Below are 21,311 nucleotides of genomic sequence, written 5' to 3' on the forward strand. Positions count from 1 at the left end.
CGTTGACCTTTCCAACTTAGTGCCTGCGCCCGATGAACTTTCTAAGTTGTCGCCTGCACCCAATCACCTTTTGCCCGTGCGCCAGACGTCGCCAGATTACCCGCCCCATGATCATCGTGCCGTGCGCACTAGCCCAGCCCCGCTGCCCTGCCAAAGAGGCTGAAGCCCACGAACGCAACGATGTCCAACAGTGCGTGGGCAATGACCAGCGGCATCACCCGCTTTGTCCGGGTGTAAAGCCAGGCGAAAACCACCCCCATCACCACGTTCCCGAAGAATGGGCCGAACCCCTGGTAGAGGTGGTAGGTGCCCCGGAGCAGGGAGCTCACCATGATGGACAGCGGGATACTCCAGCCGAACTTTCCGAAACGGTCCAGCAGGTAGCCCACCACAATGACTTCCTCCACCACGGCGTGGCGAATGGCTGACAGGATCAGCACCGGCACCGTCCACCAGTAGGCGTCAAGCGCACTGGGAATGATGGCCGTGGTGATTCCCAATGCCCTTCCAGCGGCGTAGAGGCCGAGGGACGGGACCCCGATCAGCGCAGCCAGCCCCAGCCCCTGGACCAGATCCCTGCCGGGACGCTCGAAGTTGAACCCGAGCTTCCTGAAAGCCGAACCTGGGTGGCTGCCGTCAATGGCGCCGGCCTGCCGGTGGTCCGTAAGGAAATAGATCACCAGCAGCACCGGCACCAGGGCGAAGATGATATCCAGCAGCTGGTACGTCAGGTCGAAGTATTCCCTGGTGCTTTGCGAGCGGTTAAGGGTGGAGGTGCCTTCCGCCAGCGGGGCCCGGGTCATCTTGTCCAGGAGCTGCACCACCGAGTACACGGCGGACTGGCCAAGGGACAAACCCAGGACGATCCAGACTTCTATCCGCAGGCGGCGGCGCGAGGGAACCAGCATGTACCCATCTTGCCCGGAGTTGCTGGATCCCGGCTGATGGCCCGGCCAGTGTCATCGCTGTCTGCCGGCGCCCCCTCCGCCGCGCTGCCACAGTCGCCCCGCTGGCTGAGCACAGCTAGCCTGCGGCGACGATTACTTCCGTGCCGTTGGCCTCGAACGCTGCCTTGTCCCGCGCCGAAATACCGGAGTCCGTAATAAGGCGGGTGAAGTTATAGCCGTGCATGGTGGCGAAGGCACGCACCCCCACCTTCGAAGAATCGGCCAGGACGTAGGAGACACGGGCACGGCTTGCAAGCAGCGCATTCACTGAGGCTTCCCCTTCCCCGGTGTTGGTGGGGCCAACCTCGGGATCGATGCCGTTGACCCCGATGAAGGCGATGTCCAACACCACCTTCTGCATGATGATGTCCGTGTAGGGGCCCACCAGTTCGTAGGAGCGCGGGTTGAGGATGCCGCCGGTGACCATCACCTTGATGTTGGGCCGTACCGCCAACTGCCCGGCAATGTTGATGGCGTTGGTCACCACCGTGAGCGTTGGCTGGTTGGACGGTGCATTCAGATCCTCGCGCGTGGCCAGGATCTGCGCCAGCACGGTGCTGGTGGTGCCGCCGCAGAGGCCGATCACGGCGCCGGGGGCAATCAGGTCGGACGCTGCCTGGGCAATCTGCTGCTTGGCTTCGGCGTGGTCGTCGCGGTTGTACCGGCCGGGGAGGTCGTAGGCCAACGCTCCCGTGGTGGCCCCGCCCCGGGTCCTGGTGAGCAGGCGCCGCTTTGCCAGGCTGTCCAGGTCCCGCCGCGCGGTGGCCGGGGATACCTTGAGCGTGCTGACGATCTCTTCGACCTCTACTTGGCCGGTCTTGGCGAGGAGGTCAAGGATTGCGGTCAGGCGGTCGGTGCGGGTCATTCTGGTCCTCCAAGGTACTGCCGCCACCAGCGTCGATGACGCTTTCTGATCATAACAGAACCGTTTTGATCACTAAGCGTCACGCTGAGTGAAGGGGAAGCTATCGCGCTCTCTTGCCGGCCCGCCATACAGCGTACGTCAGGGGCATGCCCGGGCGGTACGCGAGATGGGTGGGGGACGGTGCGTTAAGCAGGTGAAGGTCCGCCCGATGGCCGACGGCGACGGAACCCACCGCCCGTTCACCGTCCACGTCATTCCCGGTCTCCCTGTGCAGTGCCAAGGCCCCGCCGTACGTGGCGGCGCGGACCGCTTCATGGACGCTGAGACGCATCTGCAGAACGGCGGTAGCTACGCAAAAGGCCATCGAACTGGTGTAGGACGTTCCCGGGTTGCAGTTGGAGGCGAGCGCCACCCGGACGCCGGCATCCAGTAGTTCCCGCGCCGGGGCGAGCGGCTGTCTGGTGGAAAGATCGCAGGCCGGAAGGCAGGTCGCCACCGTGCCCCGGACGCCCGTTCCCGTGACGGGGTCCCAGCCCGACCACGTGCCGGCCAGCGCCTCAACATCACTGTCCGCAAGGTAGTTCACATGGTCCACGCTCGCGGCCCCCAGCTCCACTGCGAGCTGCACGCCCGGCCCTTCGCCGAGCTGGTTTCCGTGCACGCGCAAGCCCAGTCCGGCATCCCGGCAGGCCAGCAGGACGCGGCGCGACTGTTCGGCCGTGAAGGCGCCTTCCTCGCAGAACACATCAGCCCACTGAACATAGGGGCGGACCGCCGCCAGCATCGGTCCGCATGCGAGCTCGGTGTAACCATCCGGGTCCTGCCCGGCCGGGACCAGGTGCGCTCCGAGGTAGGTGACCTGGTCCGCCACCGTGGAGGCAATGCGCGCACTCGTGGCTTCGTGCTCGACGTCCAGCCCATAACCGGTCTTCGTCTCGAGGTAAGTGGTTCCCTGGGAGACGGCCTCATCCACCCGGGCCAAGGCCAGCCGGGTGAGGTCGAAGTCGGACGTGGCCCGGGTGGCGTTCACGGTCACCGCTATGCCCCCGGCGGAGTAGGACCCCCCTGCCATCCGCGCTTCAAACTCCGCAGTCCTGTCACCGGCGAACAGCAGGTGCGTGTGGGAGTCCACCCAGCCGGGAAGCATGGCCCGGCCGCCTGCGTCCACGGCGTCATCTGCAGCGGGAGCATCGGCAGCGGCACCGATCCAGGAAATCCGCTCGCCCTCGATCACCACCGCGGCATCCTTGAGGACCCTGTGCTCCAGGTCCTGCGTCATCAGCTCGGCGATGTTGGTGATCAGCGTACTCATGAAGACATTCTTCAGCGCCGGACGGACCAGCGGGTGGCCGCCAGCGCCTGAACTGTCCGGGATGCCGGACCCGTTCGGGCCTCCGCCGAAGCATCCGGGTGTCCCAGCTTGGCAAGGATCTGGTAAGCCGCCAACTCCGCCATCGCGGACGAGGTCTGGAAGCCGTAACCCCCCTGGCCGGCAAGCCAGTAGAAGCAGGGAGCTTCGGCGTCGAATCCTGCCACCGGGACGCCGTCGGCCGCTTCCGTCCGCAGTCCCGTCCAGGCCTTGCGGATCTCCCTGATCCCCAGCGTGGTCACCCTGTTCAACGTGACCACCAAACGCTCCACGTCCCCCGGCCTGGGCCGGGCGTCCTCAGGGCCGCTTGGTTCCGATTCGGAGGGCGAGATGAGCACGTCGGCGCCTTCGCGCCGGAAGTAGAACGTATTGTCCGCTGCCGCCACCATGGGACCGTGCTCAGGCAGGGGGTGCTCGACGGCGGCAATCGCCGCGGTGCGCCGGTACGGCTGCAGTCCCAGCTTCTCCACCCCGCTGATGACCGCGAGTTCGTCCGCCCATGCCCCGGCCGCGTTGACCAGGACGGCCGCCTCGAATGCCTCCGTGCCTGCGCCGACCTGCCAGCCTGAGCCAAGGCGTTGCGCGGAGTGGACGCGCGCTCCGGTGATGATGTCCGCGCCGGCGTCCACCGCCCGCTGCCGGTGGTCGGCCAGCAGCAGCGGGGCGTTGCAGCCGAAGGATCCGGTGTCCAGCCCCGCGGCGGCGAAGGAACCCGGTACCAGCGCGGGGCAGAGCTCCAGCGCCCCCGCCGTGGTGATCGGCCTCATGTGTCCACTGGCCTCCACGGCCACCGCTTCCTCGGTTCCGATGAGCATGAAGCTGCGGGGCGTGAGCACCGGCTCCGGCAGTTCGGAGTCTCGGGCGGCAATCAGCTCGAGGGTCCTGACGGTCAGTTCCTGCACCACCGGCGGCCCGTAGCTCGGGATCAGCTGGCGGGCCGAGCGGGACGACGTGTGGTACGCAAGGTCCTGCTCCGCCTCCACCAGGGCCACGCTGCACCTGCCAGCCAGTTCGGAGGCCAGGGACAGGCCGGCAATGCCGCCGCCCACAATCAGGACATCGTAATGTGCTGCCATGCGTTCATCCTTGCAGAACTAGGGATGCAGAGTTATGCTCCGCTGTGGCTGGCCTCAGGCTGCCGTCTCGGCGCGGCTGGCGACGAAGGCACGCACGCACGCTTCGACGTCGTCGGCTGAATGCGCGGCCGAAAGCTGCACCCGGATCCGAGCGGCACCGCGAGGAACCACCGGGAAGCTGAAGGCGGTGACGTAGACGCCGTGCTGCAGCATCCTGTCGGCCACCTTCGCGGCCATGACCGCATCGCCGAACATCACGGGAACAATGGCGTGCTCACCTGGCAGGAGGTCAAAGCCCTCCTCCGTCATGCGGCGGCGGAACAGCGCGGCGTTCTCGAAGAGCGTCCGCCGCAGGTCGCCCGAGTTCTCCACCAGGTCCAGCGCCTTAATGGTGGCCGCCACAATGGCCGGTGCGACGGAGTTGGAGAACAGGTAGGGACGGGCCTTCTGCCGGAGCATGGCAACGATTTCCGCCCGCCCTGACACGTAGCCGCCCGATGCTCCCCCGAGCGCCTTGCCGAAGGTTCCCGTGTAGATGTCCACCCGGTCCGGGACGCCGGCATGTTCCGGGGTGCCGGCGCCGGTGGGGCCCATGAACCCGACGGCGTGGGAGTCATCCACCATCACCAGGGCATCATGCTTTTCGGCGAGGTCGCAGATCGCCTCCAGCGGGGCAAGGTAGCCGTCCATTGAGAACACGCCGTCGGTGACGATGATCTTGCGGCGGGCGCCCTTGGCTTCCACGAGCCTGGCCTCCAGGTCAGTCATGTCCTGGTTGGCGTAGCGGTACCGCTGTGCCTTGCAGAGCCTGATGCCGTCGATGATCGAGGCGTGGTTCAGGGCGTCTGAAATGACGGCGTCGTCCGGGCCGAAAAGGGATTCGAATACCCCGCCGTTGGCATCGAAGCAGCTGGAGAACAGAATAGTGTCCTCGGTGCCCAGGAACCGGGAGACCCGGGCTTCGAGCTCCAGGTGCAGGTCCTGGGTGCCGCAGATGAACCGCACGCTGGCCATGCCGAAACCGCGCTGATCCATCGCTGCTTTGGCAGCACTGATGATCTCGGGGTGGTCCGCCAGGCCCAAATAGTTGTTGGCGCAGAAGTTCAGGACATCGGCACCGGGCTGGCCGATGATGCCCGCCCTGATGTGGCTCGACTGCGGCGAGCTGATGCTGCGTTCCGTCTTGAAAAGGCCGGCGGCACGGATTTCCTCAAGCTCGCTGCCCAGCTGGTCCTTCATTGAGGTGTACATGGTGTTCCTTAGAGTTGGGTCCAGTCGAGTACTACTTTGCCGCCCATGCCGCTGCGGGCCAGGTCGAAACCCTTTTCCCACTGGGCGGCGGGGAGCGTATCCGTGACAACGGCGGAGATGCCCGCGTGCAGCACGGGGTTGGAGGACAGCATGGCACTCATGGCGTACCAGGTCTCATACATCTCCCGGCCGTAGATTCCTTTGAGGGTGAGCATGTGGGTCACCACCTTGCCCCAGTCGATGGTGATCTCCTGGCTGGGCAGCCCCAGCATGGCGATCCTGCCGCCGTGGTTCATGTTGTCAATCATCTCGGGAAGCGCCGAGGGATGGCCGGACATTTCCATGCCGATGTCAAAGCCTTCGCGCATGCCCAGTTCGCGCTGCGCATCACGGACGCGCGTGGTGGAGACGTCGATGGCGAGGTCCGCACCGAGCTTCCGTGCCAGCTCCAGGCGTGGGCGCGAGACGTCAGTGATCACTATCTTTCGGGCTCCCGCATGGCGGGCCACGGCGATGGCCATCAGGCCGATCGGTCCCGCACCGGTGATCAGGACGTCCTCGCCGACCAGCGGAAAACTCAGGGCGGTGTGGACCGCATTGCCGAACGGATCGAAGATGGCTCCGAGCTCCGGCGTGACGGACGGGTCATGGTGGACCCAGGCGTTGGTTTCCGGAATGACCACGTATTCCGCGAAGGCGCCGTCACGCTGCACACCCACGCTGACTGTGTGGATGCACATCTGCCGGCGGCCGGCCCGGCAGTTCCGGCAGATCCCGCAGACCACGTGGCCTTCGCCGGAGACCCGGTCGCCCACCTTGACGTCACGGACATCCTCTCCCACCTCCACCACTTCGCCGTAGAACTCGTGGCCAGGAATAAGGGGAGCTTCGATGATTCCCTGTGCCCAGGCGTCCCAAGACTGGATATGCAGGTCCGTGCCGCAGATCCCGGTGGTCATGACCCGGATTTTCACCTCAGCGGGGCCCGCCGCAGGTTCCGGGCGGTCCACCAGTTCGAACCCTGCCTGTGGGCCGGGCTTGTACAAAGCCTTCATCGGCTTCCTTACTCTTGGCTGTTGCGGCACGGTCTGCCCTCCCCATTACAGCGAGGAAAAAGATTTAGCACAACAGCAAAAAACTCAATCAACGATGTAGCAGAAGCTAATACATAGACTGGGCTGATGGAGATTCATCAGCTCGAGATCCTGCGCGAACTGGGCGCCTTGGGGAGCGTCAAAGCGGTGGCCGACACCCTCATGGTCACCCCCTCCGCCGTATCCCAGCAGCTCGCCCTGCTGCAGCGGAAAGTGGAGGTGCCGCTGACCCGGAAGGAGGGCCGCAACCTGGTGCTGACCGAGGCTGGCCAGGTTCTCGCCGACGCCGGAGCCGCCGTCGTCAGTGCCTTGGCCGACGCCAGGGGTGCCATTGGGAACTATCACGGCTCGGCAGGCGGCAGGGTGACGTTGTGCGGATTCCACAGTGCCGGGCAGGCGGTGTTCGCCAAGCTGGCCAAGGTCCTCGATGCGCCCGGACAGCCCCGGATTGAGCTCTCGGATGAAGACGTGGCCCAGCAGGATTTTCCGGCGTTAACGGCCCGGTATGACCTGGTGCTGGCGCACCGAATGGACCACAGCCCCCGCTGGCCGGCGGAACGCGTCACAGTACTGCCGTTGCTGCACGAGCCCCTGGATGTAGCCCTCCCCGCCAACCACCCGCTGGCCGCGAAGCCCGCGCTGACAGCTGACGACGTCGGCGGCGAGGCCTGGGTGACCAGCCACACCGGCTACTCCCCCGCGGATGTGCTCTCCGCCGTCGCCGCCGTTTCCAGCCGGCAGCCGAATATCGTGCACCGGATCAACGACTACTCCACGGTTGCGGCACTGGTGGCCAGCGGCGGCGTAGTGGGCCTCCTGCCGAGGTACACCGCCGGCCCCGTACTTAATCCGGATATCGTGCTGCGGCCACTCGAGGGAATCAGCACCCGGCGGCGGATCGATCTGCTCGCGCGCCCGGAGAACCTGAAGCGGCGGTCTGTCACTATCGTGTGCGAGGCGCTGCAGGACATCATGGCCGGGCTGGTTAAACAGGGCTGAGCGCTGCCTACCCGGCGTGGCCCTTGCCATGGCCATGCCCCATGCCGGCCCGTCCGAGACCGAGGCCAGGACCGCCGCCTGCGCCCTCCCACGATGCGCTCAACGGTCAGCTGGTCCCCCGCTTTCACCCCCGGGATCCGCACTGCATCGCCGGCGGCGATGTCCGCGATGGTGCCTTCGGGAGTGCCCAAGCCGCTCGCCGCCGTCGGGCGCTGCTGACTGGGTCTCCGCGTTGACGCCATAGGTCTGCGAGTAGCCGTCCTCGCTCCTGACGGTGATGGCGGTGCCGCTGACAGACTCCACCGTTCCACGCTGGCTCAGCTCGGTTGCGAACGTCCCATCAGCTTTCCTCACCACACTCTCGCTGTGCAGATGCTGCGGACGCCGTGACTTGTCAGGTTTGCCCTGGGCCGGATTATTCTGTCCCGGTTTATTCTGCCCCGGTGCCCTGTCCGATTTGCCTGGGCTCTCCTGCGAGCAGGGCTTTGCGCATTCGCGGCCCCTTCGCGTGGTTGGCCGGGACCGCCCCATGCCATCCGGTCCCGTGCGGTCAAGTGTAGGACCAGGATGCGCCGCTGAACATAAGTACTTTTCCACCCCAAGAACCTGAGTACTTGGGGCGCCGACCCGAGTACTTAAAGCCCACCTGGGCCGCACTTAACGTCCTCAAAACGCGCTTTCGCGACGCTGTGTGCGACCCAGTGGGTGCGATGAACTAAACGGTTACGCCCAGCTTCTCCAGGATCAGCTCGCGGACGCGGCCGGCGTCGGCCTGCCCGCGGGTTGCCTTCATGACCCCGCCCACGATAGCGCCGACGGCCTGGACCTTGCCGCCCCGGATCTTGTCCGCGACACCGGGCTGGGCTGCCAGGGCAGCGTCGATGGCCTCGAGCAGGGGTCCGTCGTCGGAGACCACGGCCAGGCCGCGCTTCTCCACGATCTCCGCCGGGGTACCTTCGCCAGCGAGGACGCCGTCGAGTACCTGGGAGGCCATCTTGTTGTTGATCTTGCCGTCCTCCACCATGCGGGCGAGCTCCACGATAGTGGCAGGCTGGACACCCAGCTGGCCGGGATCAACGTCAGCAGCCTTGGCACGGCCAACGATCTCGCCCATCCACCACTTGCGCGCAACCGAAGCCGAAGCACCTGCGGCGATGGTCTCCTCAATCTCATCCATGACGCCGGCATTCACCACGTCACGGAATTCGAGGTCAGAGTAGCCCCAGTCGGCCTGCAGGCGCTTGCGGCGGGCGGCCGGCGGCTCGGGCAGGGTGGCGCGGAGTTCCTCCACCCATTCACGGGACGGTACCACAGGTACCAGGTCCGGCTCCGGGAAGTAGCGGTAGTCGTCGGCGTCGGACTTGGCGCGGCCCGAGGTGGTGGTGCGCGAGTCCTCGTGCCAGTGGCGGGTTTCCTGGATGACCGGCTCGCCGGCTTCCAGGACGGCTGCATGGCGCTGGATCTCGTAGCGGACGGCGTGTTCGACGGCGCGCAGCGAGTTCACGTTCTTGGTTTCGGACCGGATGCCGAACCTTTCACGGCCGTGCGGACGCAGCGAGACGTTGGCGTCGCAGCGCACGTTGCCGCGTTCCATCCGGGCGTCGGAGACGCCCAGGTTCTTGACGATCTCGCGGATGGCGGCAACGTAGGCCTTGGCCAGCTCGGGCGCGCGGGAGCCGGCGCCTTCGATGGGCTTGGTGACAATTTCCACCAGCGGGACGCCGGCGCGGTTGTAGTCCACCAGGGAGAAGTCCGCACCGTGGATGCGGCCGGTGGCTCCGCCCATATGCGTCAGTTTACCGGCGTCCTCTTCCATGTGCGCGCGCTCAATTTCCACCCGGAACACGGTGCCGTCGGAGAGTTCGACGTCCAGGTAGCCGTCGTACGCGATGGGCTCGTCGTACTGGGACGTCTGGAAGTTCTTGGGAGTGTCCGGGTAGAAGTAGTTTTTCCGGGCGAACCGGCAGCTCTCGGCAATCTTGCAGTTGAGGGCCAGGCCGATCTTGATTGAGGACTCTACGGCAGTCTTGTTGACCACCGGCAGGACGCCCGGCATGCCGAGGTCCACCTCGTTGACGTTCGTGTTGGGCTCGTCACCGAAAACGTTCGGAGCGGAGGAAAACATCTTCGTCCTGGTGTTGAGCTCCACGTGGACCTCAAAGCCCAGGACGGGATCGTACTTCTCCATGGCCTCTTCGAAGCTCAGGATTGCGTCAGTGTTCATTATTTTGCCTCCTGGCTTCCAACAAGGGTCTCAACAGGCCCGGCCACCGCGGCGGCCAGGTCCGGGGCGCTCTGCAGCAGCGGGCCGCCCCACTTCGCTTCCAGCAGCGACTCCAGCACGGCGCCCACCCTGTACAGGCGGGCGTCCTCCTTGGCCGGGGCCAGCAGCTGGATACCTACGGGCAGCCCGTCCTCGTCCGCCAGGCCGCCGGGCAGGGACAGCCCCGGAATCCCCGCCAGGTTGGCGGGGATTGTGGCGACGTCATTGAGGTACATCGCCAGCGGATCGTCCAGCTTCTCGCCAAGCGGGAAGGCCGTGGTGGGGGCCGTGGGCGAGATCAGGACGTCGGCCACGGTAAAGGCCGCCTCGAAGTCGCGCTGCACCAGGGTGCGGACCTTTTGGGCCGAGCCGTAGTAGGCGTCGTAGTAGCCGGCGCTCAGGGCATAGGTGCCCAGGATGATGCGGCGCTTGACCTCATCGCCGAAGCCGGCGGCGCGGGTGGCGCCCATGACGCGCTCGATGGTCATGGCGCCCTCTTCGGGGAGGACGCGCAGGCCGTACCGGACGCCGTCGAACTTCGCCAGGTTGGAGGACGCCTCGGACGGCATGATCAGGTAGTAGGCGCCCAGGGCGTACTGGAAGTTGGGGCAGGAAACCTCAACGATTTCCGCACCTGCCTCCTTGAGGAGCTCCAGGGCATCCCGGAAGCGGTTCTCCACGCCGGCCTGGTAGCCCTCGCCGTGCAGCTCCTTGATGATGCCGATCCGCAGGCCCTCGACGTTGCCCGTTTTCGCAGCCGCCACCAGGTCGGCCAGCGGGTCCGGGAGCGAGGTGGAGTCGCGGGGGTCATGCCCGCCGATGACCTGGTGCAGGAGCGCGGAGTCCAGGACGGTCCGGGATACCGGGCCGATCTGGTCCAGGGACGAGGCCATGGCGATGGCGCCGTAGCGGGACACGCTGCCGTAGGTGGGCTTCACGCCTACCGTGCCGGTGACGGCGCCAGGCTGGCGGATGGATCCGCCAGTGTCCGTGCCGAGGGCGAGCGGAGCCTCGAAGGCCGCGACGGCGGCAGCCGAACCGCCGCCGGACCCACCGGGGATCCGGTCCAGGTCCCAGGGGTTGCGGGTGGGGCCGTAGGCGGAGTGCTCGGTGGAGGAGCCCATGGCGAACTCGTCCAGGTTGGTCTTGCCCAGGATGGGCATCTTGGCTGCCCGCAGGCGCTCCACGACGGTGGCGTCGTAGGGGCTGTGCCAGCCTTCAAGGATCTTCGAGCCGGCCGTGGTGGGCTGGCCGATGGTGACGATAAGGTCCTTTACGGCGATGGGAACGCCAGCCAGGACATGGAGTGCTTCTGCTTCAGCGCCGCCTGCTGCCCGGATGGCGTCCACTTCGGCGGCGACGGCGAGCGCTTCCTCGGCGTTGACGTGCAGGAAGGCGTTGATGCCGCGTTCGCCTCCGTCCACTTCCGCGATCCGGTCCAGGTATGCCTGGGTGGCTTCTACGGAGGTTACCTCGCCGGCGGCCAGCTTTTCTGCCAGCGCGGCGGCGGAGAGGCGGATCAGTTCGTTGGTTTCAGTCATGTGCTTATGCCTCATCCAGGATGGCCGGGACCTTAAATCGGTTGTCTTCGGAATCCGGCGCACCGGACAGCGCCTGCTCGGCGGTGAAGGTGTGGCCCACCACGTCATCGCGGAACACGTTCCTCAGCGGAATCGGGTGGGACGTTGCCGGCACGTCGTCGCCGGCGGCCTGACTGACGGATTTGACCGAATCAACGATGACGGCGAGTTCTCCGGCCATCCTGTCCAGCTCTTGAGCACTCATCTCGATGTGAGCGAGCCGCGCGAGGTGCGCGACGTCGTCACGGTTGATCGCAGCCATGGATCTCCCCTGCAAAGTTCGAATTGGTTTCCGATCCATTCTAGTGGGGAAACAAAGATGCCCGTCTGACGACCCCCAGCGGGCGTCAGACGGGCACCTTTACGCCGAGGTCCCGGCCAGGGGCAGGGACCACAGGCAGCTACAGACTAACCGATACCGATGGCTCCAGTCAGCATGCCTATTCCCAGCATGACCAGGGACACTACTGCACTGCGCCACAGGACCTTCTTGTGGTGGTCGCCGAGGTCAACCTTGGCCAGTGACACCAGGAGCAGGATGGCGGGAACCAGCGGGCTCTGCATGTGGAACGGCTGGCCGGTGATGGACGCGCGGGCCATTTCAGCGGCGCTGATTCCGTAGTGGCCGGCGGTTTCGCTCAGGACGGGAAGCACGCCGAAGTAGAAGGCGTCATTGCTCATGAAGAACGTCATGGGGATGCTGAGGACGCCGGTAATGACTGCCATGAACGGGCCCATGCTGGACGGGATGATCTGGACCAGCCAGGCGGACATTGCCTCCACCATGCCCGTGCCGGTGAGGACACCGGTCAGGACGGCTGCCGCCATCACCATGCTGACAACTGCAACGATCGACGGGGCGTGGGCCACGAGCTGGGTGCCCTGGTCCTTGACGTTGGGGAAGTTCACCAGCAGGGCGATGGCGGAACCCACCATGAAGACGTACGGCAGGGGCACGAGGTCGGCGATGAGCATGCCCATGACCGCCACTGTCAGGGCCAGGTTGAACCAGAACAGCTTGGGGCGCAGGGTGCTGCGGTTGGGATCCAGGGCGGTGTCCGCCATGGCAGTGTCACTGTCGTCCACCAGCTCTTCGGGACGGTCCAGCACGGCCACGGAGGAACCTTCCGGGGAGAGACCGCCGACGGCGGGGGCTGCTCCGCCGGGGTTGGAGCCCTTGCGTCCGCGTCCGGTTCCGGTGCCGCCGGCGGGAGCGCCGCCGTCGAACGCTTCAGCGGTATCCGGCACTGCCCAGATCTCGGGCTGGGTGGCGCGGAGGCGGTTGCGCTCCTGGATGCCGAGCAGCCAGGCAAAGGCGAGGACCACGGCGACGCCGGCGATCAGCGACGGGAGCATGGGAACGAAGACGTCGTTCACGTCGATTTCCAGCGCGGTGGCGGCGCGGGCCGTGGGGCCGCCCCAGGGGACGATGTTCATAGTGCCGTTTGCGAGGCCGGCCACGCAGGTGAGGACCACCGGGCTCATCTTGAGCCGGAGGTAGATCGGCAGCATGGCCGCGGTGGTGAGGATGAAGGTGGTGGAGCCGTCGCCGTCCAGGGACACTGCGGCAGCCAGCAGGGCGGTGCCCAGGACCACCTTGGCGGGGTCGTTGCCCAGCTTGCGAAGGATGAACTTCACCAGCGGGTCAAACAGCCCGACGTCGATCATCAGGCCGAAGTAGATGATGGCGAACATCAGCAGGGCTGCGGTGGAGGTCATGGACTTCATGGAATCCAGGACCATGTCGCCCATACCGAGGCCGGCACCGGCGAAAAGTCCGAAAACGGTGGGGACGATGATCAGCGCCAGCACTGGCGTCAACTTTTTCGTCATGATCAGCACCATGAATACCGCGATCATGGCGAATCCAAGTATTACCAGCACAGCCGGCTCCTTCTTGTGAACGGCACCACAGCGTTGTGATGCGTGCTACAGACTGTAGGGTGGGCGCGGTCACGGCCGTGCCTTTGGCTCAATTGATTGGCATACTGCTTATTGGGAGCATTCTGCTCATTCTGCTCACGGGCTTATTGCCGCACTTTGCGGCCTGCCGCCACTGGGCAGTACCACATCGAGGAGGATCATGCAGCGTTCCGCGCCCCGCCGGCCGTTACGGTTCTCCACCCAGACCCTGCTGCTGCAGCTGTCGGTGGTTTTGCTCGTTGTGGTGTTCAGCGCGGCCGTGCACGCATGGCTGACCTACGACAGGGTGGGCAGTGAGGCGGAAAACCAGGCGCTGACCCTTGCCCGTACCGTGGCGTCGGACGCCTCCGTCCGGGCAGACGTGCTGGCCATCAGCCGGCAAACCGGGACTCCCCCGCCGTCCCAGCTGGCCGTGGGACCACTCATGGAAGCGGCGGAAGCTGCACGGATGCGTACCGGCGCACTGTTCGTGGTGATCACGGACGAGACCGGCCTGCGGCTGGCACACCCTGATTCGCAGCGGCTCGGCGAAAAGGTGAGCACCGATCCCTCCGAGGCCCTGGCCGGCCGGGAGGTCACCACCAGAAACACCGGAACGCTGGGGCCGTCAGCGGGTGCGAAGGTTCCCGTCTACGCTCCTGACGGCACCACGGTTGTGGGTGAAGTCAGCGTGGGCTACTCCATGGAAACAGTAGGACAGAGCCTGGCCCGCGACATCGGTCCGGTAGCCGTCACGGCCGCCGGCGCGCTCCTGGCCGGTGTGCTGGGGTCGTTCCTGCTGCGCCGCCGGCTGCAGCGGCTGACGCTGGGATTGGAGCCTGAGGAGATCAGCACGCTGGTCCATGACCAGGTGGCCGTGCTTGAAGGCGTGGACGACGGCGTGATCGGGGTTTCAGCCGACGGCCGGATCAGCGTCTTCAACTCCGCGGCGCAGCGGCTGCTGGGCCTGCCGGACCTGGCCGGGAGCCGCTGGGAGGATGCGCCCGTACCGGACCAGCTGAAGTCCCTGACCCGTCAGGGTTCCCTCCACGGCAATGGCACAGATCATGGTGATGCGCTGGAACTTGTGGCCGGCGGACGGGTCCTGGTGGCCAACGCACGCAAGGCCCTGCACCGCCGGGAGGACCTGGGCTGGGTGGTGATGCTCCGCGACAGGACGGAACTGCAGCAGCTCACGAACCAGCTGGACGCCGTGGGAACCATGTCCACGGCGCTGCGGGCCCAGCGCCACGAGTTCGCCAACCAGCTGCACACCATTGCCGGGTTCATGAGTATCGGCCAGCACCGGCAGGCCCGGGAGTACCTGGCCCAGCTGGCGGCCACCGGTCCCCTGAAGTTCCCGGTTGACCAGGCCGAACTCCTCCAGGACCCGTACCTGCAGGCCTTCGTGGGCGCGAAGGGCGTTGAGGCTGACGAGCGGGGCGTGGCGCTGCGGATCGGCCCCGAGACCCTGGTCCGGGGGCAGGTTGCCGAGGCCCAGGACGTCACCACAGTGCTCGGCAACCTGATCGACAACGCGGTCAACGCCGCGGTGCGCGGCACCTCGGCGGACCGCTGGGTGGAGGTGGAGGCACTGGACGAGCCGGCCGACGACGGCGGCACCCTGCACATCGTCGTCGCTGACTCCGGTGACGGGCTGGCGGAGGGAACGGATCCCGAGGAGATCTTCGCCGAAGGCTTCACCACCGCATCCGGCCCGCTTTCCAGGAATGGCGGCGGTGCCGGAGGCCACGGGTTTGGCCTGGCCCTGGCACGTCAGCTCGCGCGGCGCCGCGGCGGGGATGTCAAGGTGCTGGATCGGGGCACCAGGGGCGGACCGGGTGCGGTGTTCATGGCCACCCTGCCCCGGACCATTGCCGGGTCGGCGGGCAGGAAAAATTCAGGGACAGCAGGAAAGGACAACAATGCCTGACGACTTTCGGGTGCTCATCGTGGACGACGACTTCCACGTGGCCAAGCTCCACGCCGCCTACGTGGATTCGGTGGCGGGATTCCTGGCGCTGGCCCCGGCGGGCACGGCGTCACTTGCCCTGCAGTCCATCCATAGCCTGCGGCCGGACCTGGTGCTGCTCGATGTCTACCTCCCGGATGCCTCCGGACTGGACCTGCTCCAGCAGTTGGATGTGGACACCATAATGCTGACCGCAGCCTCTGACGCCGCGTCGGTCCGCGCCGCGTTCCGCCGCGGCGCCCTCGGCTACCTGCTCAAGCCGTTCACCTCTGAGGCACTGTCCCAGCAGTTGCGCTCGTACGCCCGCTACCGGCGCCTGCTGGGCCAGCCCGGGGCCCTCGACCAGGACGCGGTGGAACGCGCAAAGCGGGCCTTGATCCCGGGTGACGTCACCCCGTCGTCAAAGCCACGTTCGGCAACGGAAGCAGCTGTGCTGGAGTCGCTGGAGCCCGGCGAACAGTACTCGGCGGCCGAGGTGGCCGGCCGCGTGGGGGTTTCGCGTGCCACCGCACAGCGGTACCTGTCCTCCCTCGCAGACGACGGGGCAGTAGACATCCAGCTCCGGTATGGCTCGACGGGCAGGCCGGAGCACCGCTACGGCCTGCCCGCTTCGTGAACTAGCCGGCGCTCTTCTGGGCCACCAGCTCGATCTCCACCAGCATGTCTGAATCCAGGAAGGGCAGGACGTGCACCAGTGACAGCGTGGGGCGGATCTCGCCGAACACCTCGCCGTGCGCGCGGCCGGCCTCTTCCCATTTGCTGATGTCCGTCAGGTACAGCTTGGACTGGACCACGTCCTCGTAGCCGAAACCGGCGTCCGCCAGGACTTTGCCGAGCTTCTGCAGGATGTACTGCGTCTGGGTGTAGAAGTCATCCCCCACGATCCCGTCCTCGCCGCTGGCCGCGGTGGCTGAGATGTACAGGGTGTTGTCCACCTGGACGGCCCGGGAGTAGCCGAGGGTCTGTTCCCAGACGGAGCCGGTGCCGAAGGTTTTGCGCATGGTGGGCCTTTCACTGCTGGATTGGGTCGGCACCACTGTAGGGCGGCTACACTTTGAGCCGGTAAACCAGCAGTTTTATGTCAGTGCCCGGGACCAGCCAGTCACGCTCGGGGACTCTGCTGAAGCCGGTTTTGTCGTAGAGGCCGCGGGCGCTCTTCCACGTCGACCCGGTTGTCAGCGACACCGCTTTGACTCCGTTCAGTGCCCTGGCATGCGCCAGGACCGCTGCCATCATCGCCTTGCCGGCACCGCTGCGCTGCACTGCCGGATCCACCACCAGCATCCGGAATTCCAGCTCGTCATCAAGGGCTATGTCCGCGTAGGGTTCCCCCGCCCGCGCCAGCGTGACCGAACCGATGACTTCCCCGTCCCGTTCGGCAACCCAGACGGTAGCCTGGCCGGCGCGCAAGGCCACGTCCTGGACTTTGCGCATGTACGGGTGGTCAGCGTCGTCGAAGTAGCCCGCGGCAAGGTACGAATCACGCGTGATGCGGGCAACGGCGTCGAAATCCCTTTCGACGGCGGGACGGACGGTTATCTGCGGCTGCACCCGTCAATGGTAGTGGTACTGGACAGTAACCCGGGGCAAAAGGGGGCTTTCCGTGACTGAACTATCACCCGGCGCCGCACTTCGCCGCAGGGCACAACGCGGCGGGCGCCGTCAGAGCGGGAACCTGCCCGAGAGCTCCGGGCCGGCCGCGCAGGTCCAGGCGTCCAGCCGCTCCCCGTCAGTGGGCCCGCCATGCAGCGGACTGGTCAAGCGGGGGCGCCGTACCCAGCACCCGGCCTCTTCCGCGATCAGCGCACCGGCCGAGAAATCGTGCTCGTTGAGCCCGCGCTCACCGAAAGCATCATGGGTGCCGTCCGCCACCAGGCACAGGTCCAGCGCTGCGGACCCGAGCCGCCGGACGTCCGCAAAGCCGTCCAGCAGTTCGGCGAAGAACGCTGCCTGTTCCGCACGCACGGCTGGATCGTAGTTGAACCCAGTGGCCAGGATCTGCCCCTTCCGGCCGGGAACGGGCCCCTCCAGACGGGTGACCCTGCCGCCTTCCTCAAGCCAGGCGCCCTGCCCGTGCGCGGCGTAGTAGACGCGGCCCAGCGCCGGGGCGTTGACGACACCCGCCACCCAGGCGCCGCCGGCATCGGCCACTGCCACTGAGGTGGCGTAGTAGACGATGTTGCGGATGAAGTTGGTGGTGCCATCCAGGGGGTCGATGGACCAGCGGTAGCCGGTGGGGGCCTCGGGCCGGGTGGTTCCGTGTTCCTCGCCCGTGATGCTGTCCCCTGGCCGCGCCGCGGAAATTACGTCCCGGACCGCGTGCTCCGCGGCAACATCGAATGCCGTGACCCAGTCACCGGCGTCCCCCTTGCTGCTCTCCTGGAGCGCGTCCCTGCTCCTGCCGGCCAGCACGCGGGCGCCCGCTGCCGCAGCCGCCTTCGCCACCTCCAGCAGCTCGGCGGCCCCGGTCATCGGGCAGCCTCCGCTTCTGCCGGTTCTGCGCCTGCCGGTTCTGTTTCGGAAGCGTCCGCTTCGGCACTTTCACCGTCCGAAAGGGCCGCCGGGCCGCCGGCCAGGAGCTTCCGGAATCCGTCCTCGTCCAGGACGGGGATGCCCAGCTGTTCCGCCTTGTCCAGCTTGGTGCCGGCGCTTTCCCCGGCCACCAGGTAGCTGGTGTTCTTGGACACCGACCCTGCCGCCTTGCCGCCCCTGACCAGGATCGCTTCCTTCGCCTCGTCCCGGCTGAAGTTCGGCAGGGAGCCGGTCACCACCACCGTCAGACCTTCAAGAGTCCGCGGCATCGACTCGTCGCGCTCGTCCTCCATCCGGACCCCTGCCGCTGCCCAGCGGTCCACAATTTCCTGGTGCCAGTCCTCCGCGAACCATTCCTTCAGAGCTGCGGCAATGGTGGGGCCAACGCCGTCAACATGCGCCAGCTCCTCCTCCGAAGCGCGGCGGACGGCATCCATGCTCCCGAAGGCAGTGGCCAGGGCACGGGAAGCCCGCGGGCCCACGTGCCTGATGGACAGGGCCACCAGCACCCGCCAGAGCGGCTGGTTCTTGGCCTTTTCCAGCTCCTTGAAGAGCTTCTCCGTGGTGGCCGTGGGCCTGGACGGGGACTTGGCGGTGCCCTTGCTGTAGAAGTAGGGCACCAGCTCGTACTCACCGGTGGGGACGCCCTTGGACCGCTTCTCCCGCCGGATCCGGACGCCGGCCAGGTCCTCCGGGGTGACGTCGAAAAGCGCGGCTTCAGAGGTCAGCGGGGGGACCTCCGGTTCGGCGGGCTGGGTCAGCGCAATGGCGGCTTCCCAGCCCAGCGCCTCGATATCGAAGGCGCCGCGGCCGGCCAGGTGGAACACCCGCTCGCGCAGCTGGGACGGGCAGGATTTCGAGTTGGGGCAGCGGATGTCCACGTCGCCCTCCTTGGCAGGAGCCAGCGGTGTTCCGCAGGAGGGGCATTCGGTGGGCATCACAAAGTCACGGACCGGCGGGTCCTGCTGGTCGCGCAGGGCGAGGACCGGTCCCACGATCTCGGGGATGACGTCACCGGCCTTGCGCAGGATCACGATGTCGCCGATCTTCACGCCCTTGGCCTTGACCACGTCCTGGTTGTGCAGGGTGGCCATTTCCACGGTTGATCCCGCGACCTTCACCGGCTCCATGAGCCCGAAGGGCGTCACGCGGCCCGTCCGGCCGACGTTGACCTGGATGTCCAGCAGCTTGGTGTGCACTTCCTCCGGCGGATACTTGTAGGCCACGGCCCAGCGCGGTACGCGGGTGGTGTAGCCCAAGGCCCGCTGGGTGGCGAAGTCGTCCACCTTGACGACGATGCCGTCGATCTCATGGACAAGCTTGTGGCGCTGGTCCCCATAGCATTTGATGAAGGCCAGGACCTCTTCCAGGCTTCCCAGCACCTCGAAGTACGGGCTGACGGGAAGGCCCCATTCCTTCAACAGCGCATAGGTTTCCGACTGGCTGCCGGCCTCCAGCCCCTCACGGGCCCCGATGCCGTGGACGAACATCTTGAGCGGCCGCTTTGCTGTTTCCGCCGGGTCCTTCTGGCGGAGGGAACCCGCCGCAGCGTTTCGGGGATTTGCCAGGGGCGCCTTACCGGCCTCGATCAGGGCCTCGTTGAACTCGGCGAATTCCTTGGAAGGGATGAACACTTCGCCCCGGACTTCCATCTCCGCCGGAAACCCCCCGCCCTTAAGTTCCTGCGGGATCTCCTTGATGGTCAGCACGTTGTGCGTGATGTCCTCGCCGGTGGTCCCGTCACCACGGGTTGCTGCGCGCACCAGTTTGCCGTCGCGGTACAGCAGATTAACGGCCAGTCCGTCGATCTTCAGCTCCGTCAGCCACGCCGCGGGCGCTGTTCCATTGCTGAGCTTCTGGATCCCGGCCTCCGCCTTCTTCAGCCAGGCTTCCAGTTCCTCAAGGGAGAAGACGTCCTCCAGGCTGTACATCCGCTGGAGGTGCTCAACGGCCGCGAAGGCCGCGGAGACTTCCCCGCCCACCTCCTGGGTGGGTGAATCGTTGGCCACGAGTTCGGGGTGGAGCGCCTCGATCTCCTCCAGGCGGCGGAAGAGCGCATCGAACTCGGCGTCGGAAACCAGCGGCGCGTCTTCCTGGTAGTACGCGAACCGGTATTTCCTGACCAGGTCCACCAGGTTCTCATATTCCTCGCGGACCGACTCTGCGGGAATGGCTTCGGGTTCCTTGGGTGAACCCTCAGCGACTGTCCCGTCCTTGGCTGTGCGGGTCCGGGTTGCCGTCTGGTCTGCTGTGCCTGGTCCTGTGCTCACAGACCTATCTTGCCTTACTGCCCGCCAGTGTGCCCGGAGGCGGTTCCTGCCCCACAAGGCAATCGCCAGTCCCGGCCCCATCAGCAGGATGCCGGCGGCGACCACCAGCGGATCGTGGCCTCCGGGGTGGTCAGCCTGCCTGCTTCAGGCAGGCCGAACCGCACCGGCTTGCTGCTGCAAAGGCTGGGCGGACGCTTGGGCCGCCTTTGAGCGGGGAAGCGTGTCCGGCTCCTCAAGGTCAGCTCTCTGCCGATAGAGCCGTGGTGGCGGCGCCGGCCTCGTCCGGGAGGTGCCGGGCATCCACGACGATGACCGTGACGTTATCACTGCCACCGTTATGCAGGGCGGCCTGGATGAGGGCGTCGGCGGCGTCCTGGGGATTCCCGACTGTCGTGAGGATCTGGAGGATGTCGTCATCCGTCAGTTCGCCGGTGAGCCCGTCCGAGCACACCAGGACCCGGTCGCCTTCTTTCACGGGAAGCAGCCAAAAATCCGCTTCCGTCTCATCACTGGCACCCAGTGCGCGGGTGACAACATGCCGGCGCGGATGGACAGTGGCCTCTTCCGCAGTGATCTCGCCGGCGTCCACGAGTTCCTGCACCTCGGAGTGGTCCACGCTGATTTGCTCGAACCGGCCCTGGCTGAGCCGGTAGGTGCGGGAATCGCCGATGTTCATAACCAGCCAGTAGGGCACACCCACCAGCTCCACCACCACGGCACCGGCCAGCGTGGTCCCGGCACGCGCACCAGTGGCCTCTCGGATAGAGCTGTCGGCCATCACCAGGTGCTGCTGGAGGACAGCAGCAGTGACGCTGCGCTCACCGCTGGCGAGCTGGGGGATAGCAGCCAGCGCACGGACGCACAGTCCGCTGGCGACCTCGCCGGCCTCGTGGCCCCCCATTCCGTCCGCCACGGCGAAGACTGGATCGGAGGCGATATAGGAATCCTCGTTCAACTCCCGGCGGAGCCCCCGGTCTGTCCCGTAGCCGTAGCTCAGGCGAAGACCCGGCCCGGAAGTGGAGGGAACGCTGGCGGGATATTGGTTCATGCCTGTCCTAGGTAAAAGGTCCGGACCCCGAGGTGGAGGCGGGACCCTGGGGTAACAAAACTGGAAACACCCGGTGCAAGGGGCGTCCGGATGCCGGGAGCGCTCACGGCATGCTGCTCGCGCGGTGCCGGCTTCGGAACAAG

18 protein-coding genes and 1 pseudogene are annotated in these 21,311 nt (G+C 66.4%); 3 read left to right on the forward strand and 16 right to left on the reverse strand.

Annotated elements, in window-relative coordinates; all coding sequences use genetic code 11:
• Positions 1-128: 128 nt before the first annotated feature.
• The 6 genes from FDW81_RS06625 to tdh form a co-directional block, all read right to left on the reverse strand.
• Positions 129-908, reverse strand: coding sequence for a CPBP family intramembrane glutamic endopeptidase (locus tag FDW81_RS06625; protein ID WP_138133346.1), 780 nt, complete (start codon positions 906-908; stop codon positions 129-131).
• Positions 909-1,023: 115 nt separating this feature from the next.
• Entirely contained in the window at positions 1,024-1,812 is a 789-nt protein-coding gene (locus FDW81_RS06630) for a DeoR/GlpR family DNA-binding transcription regulator (RefSeq protein WP_138133347.1), read from the reverse strand.
• A 100-nt stretch (positions 1,813-1,912) separates the two neighbouring features.
• Complete coding sequence (hutI, locus tag FDW81_RS06635) at positions 1,913-3,124, reverse strand: imidazolonepropionase (protein ID WP_138133348.1); 1,212 nt, start codon at positions 3,122-3,124, stop codon at positions 1,913-1,915.
• 11 nt (positions 3,125-3,135) lie between these two features.
• On the reverse strand, positions 3,136-4,257 hold the full coding sequence (locus tag FDW81_RS06640) for an FAD-binding oxidoreductase (RefSeq protein WP_138133349.1): 1,122 nt from the start codon (positions 4,255-4,257) through the stop codon (positions 3,136-3,138).
• Between the two features lie 54 nt (positions 4,258-4,311).
• Positions 4,312-5,508, reverse strand: a complete 1,197-nt coding sequence (locus FDW81_RS06645; protein WP_138133350.1) for a glycine C-acetyltransferase — start codon at positions 5,506-5,508, stop codon at positions 4,312-4,314.
• A gap of 8 nt (positions 5,509-5,516) precedes the next feature.
• Positions 5,517-6,563 (reverse strand): L-threonine 3-dehydrogenase, encoded by a 1,047-nt coding sequence (tdh, locus tag FDW81_RS06650; RefSeq protein ID WP_138133351.1) that lies wholly within the window; start codon positions 6,561-6,563, stop codon positions 5,517-5,519.
• A gap of 126 nt (positions 6,564-6,689) precedes the next feature.
• On the opposite strand from tdh, the gene FDW81_RS06655 reads away from it, so the two are divergent.
• Positions 6,690-7,601 (forward strand): LysR family transcriptional regulator, encoded by a 912-nt coding sequence (locus tag FDW81_RS06655; protein WP_138133352.1) that lies wholly within the window; start codon positions 6,690-6,692, stop codon positions 7,599-7,601.
• A gap of 99 nt (positions 7,602-7,700) precedes the next feature.
• Here the strand turns inward: FDW81_RS06655 and FDW81_RS06660 are convergent, their stop codons facing one another.
• The 5 genes from FDW81_RS06660 to FDW81_RS06680 all read right to left on the reverse strand — a co-directional run bounded on the left by FDW81_RS06660 (position 7,701) and on the right by FDW81_RS06680 (position 13,328).
• Positions 7,701-7,955 carry a hypothetical protein gene (locus tag FDW81_RS06660; protein WP_138133353.1) on the reverse strand — a complete coding sequence of 85 codons (255 nt, stop codon included), beginning with the start codon at positions 7,953-7,955 and terminating at the stop codon, positions 7,701-7,703.
• Positions 7,956-8,316: 361 nt separating this feature from the next.
• Positions 8,317-9,825, reverse strand: coding sequence for an Asp-tRNA(Asn)/Glu-tRNA(Gln) amidotransferase subunit GatB (gene gatB, locus FDW81_RS06665; protein WP_138133354.1), 1,509 nt, complete (start codon positions 9,823-9,825; stop codon positions 8,317-8,319).
• The gene (gene gatA / locus FDW81_RS06670) at positions 9,825-11,405 is read right to left on the reverse strand and encodes an Asp-tRNA(Asn)/Glu-tRNA(Gln) amidotransferase subunit GatA (RefSeq protein ID WP_138133355.1); all 1,581 of its coding nucleotides are present in this window, start codon (positions 11,403-11,405) and stop codon (positions 9,825-9,827) included. The genes gatB and gatA overlap by 1 nt, the downstream gene beginning before the upstream one ends.
• A gap of 4 nt (positions 11,406-11,409) precedes the next feature.
• Entirely contained in the window at positions 11,410-11,706 is a 297-nt protein-coding gene (gatC, locus tag FDW81_RS06675) for an Asp-tRNA(Asn)/Glu-tRNA(Gln) amidotransferase subunit GatC (protein ID WP_138133356.1), read from the reverse strand.
• A 146-nt stretch (positions 11,707-11,852) separates the two neighbouring features.
• Positions 11,853-13,328, reverse strand: coding sequence for a CitMHS family transporter (locus FDW81_RS06680; RefSeq protein ID WP_138133357.1), 1,476 nt, complete (start codon positions 13,326-13,328; stop codon positions 11,853-11,855).
• A 199-nt stretch (positions 13,329-13,527) separates the two neighbouring features.
• On the opposite strand from FDW81_RS06680, the gene FDW81_RS06685 reads away from it, so the two are divergent.
• Together FDW81_RS06685 and FDW81_RS06690 are read left to right on the forward strand one after the other, a co-directional pair.
• Positions 13,528-15,279, forward strand: coding sequence for an ATP-binding protein (locus tag FDW81_RS06685; protein WP_138133358.1), 1,752 nt, complete (start codon positions 13,528-13,530; stop codon positions 15,277-15,279).
• Positions 15,272-15,934, forward strand: a complete 663-nt coding sequence (locus tag FDW81_RS06690; RefSeq protein ID WP_138133359.1) for a response regulator — start codon at positions 15,272-15,274, stop codon at positions 15,932-15,934. Before FDW81_RS06685 ends, FDW81_RS06690 begins: the two co-directional genes overlap by 8 nt.
• A gap of 1 nt (position 15,935) precedes the next feature.
• Here the strand turns inward: FDW81_RS06690 and FDW81_RS06695 are convergent, their stop codons facing one another.
• From FDW81_RS06695 to FDW81_RS06715, 5 genes and pseudogenes are all read right to left on the reverse strand, one after another.
• The gene (locus tag FDW81_RS06695; protein WP_138133360.1) at positions 15,936-16,319 is read right to left on the reverse strand and encodes a RidA family protein; all 384 of its coding nucleotides are present in this window, start codon (positions 16,317-16,319) and stop codon (positions 15,936-15,938) included.
• A 46-nt stretch (positions 16,320-16,365) separates the two neighbouring features.
• Positions 16,366-16,869 carry a GNAT family N-acetyltransferase gene (locus FDW81_RS06700; protein WP_138133361.1) on the reverse strand — a complete coding sequence of 168 codons (504 nt, stop codon included), beginning with the start codon at positions 16,867-16,869 and terminating at the stop codon, positions 16,366-16,368.
• A gap of 111 nt (positions 16,870-16,980) precedes the next feature.
• Positions 16,981-17,790 carry an inositol monophosphatase family protein gene (locus FDW81_RS06705; protein WP_138133362.1) on the reverse strand — a complete coding sequence of 270 codons (810 nt, stop codon included), beginning with the start codon at positions 17,788-17,790 and terminating at the stop codon, positions 16,981-16,983.
• The gene (gene ligA, locus FDW81_RS06710) at positions 17,787-20,120 is read right to left on the reverse strand and encodes an NAD-dependent DNA ligase LigA (protein ID WP_138133363.1); all 2,334 of its coding nucleotides are present in this window, start codon (positions 20,118-20,120) and stop codon (positions 17,787-17,789) included. Before ligA ends, FDW81_RS06705 begins: the two co-directional genes overlap by 4 nt.
• 144 nt (positions 20,121-20,264) lie before the next feature.
• Positions 20,265-21,168 (reverse strand): annotated as a pseudogene (locus FDW81_RS06715) (PP2C family serine/threonine-protein phosphatase).
• Positions 21,169-21,311 lie beyond the last annotated feature (143 nt).

Origin of the sequence: Pseudarthrobacter sp. NamB4, assembly GCF_005796185.1 — a bacterium.
GTDB lineage: Bacteria > Actinomycetota > Actinomycetes > Actinomycetales > Micrococcaceae > Arthrobacter.